At 56.2% G+C, this 274-nt stretch carries 1 protein-coding gene; it reads left to right on the forward strand.

Annotated features, from left to right (window positions below):
- A partial coding sequence (locus tag O4G76_RS20475) for a class I tRNA ligase family protein (protein ID WP_269398968.1) occupies positions 1-274 on the forward strand: 274 nt, incomplete at both ends.

Consider the following 274-nt stretch of genomic DNA (forward strand, 5'->3'; position numbering starts at 1 on the left):
GTTCAAGCGTCTGGGCATCACCGGCAACTGGCCAAACCCCTATATCACCATGGATTATCATGCCGAGGCGGTGATCGCCGAGGAATTCATGAAGTTCCTGATGAACGGCACGCTCTATCAGGGCTCCAAGCCCGTGATGTGGTCGCCAGTGGAGAAAACCGCGCTGGCCGAAGCCGAGGTCGAGTATCACGACAAGGAAAGCTTCACCATCTGGGTGAAGTTTAAGGTGGCTGAACCTGCGGATCACAAACTGGCAGGCGCGCATGTGGTGATC

The sequence above is a fragment of the Limimaricola sp. G21655-S1 genome (assembly GCF_027213785.1).
Lineage (GTDB): Bacteria > Pseudomonadota > Alphaproteobacteria > Rhodobacterales > Rhodobacteraceae > Limimaricola.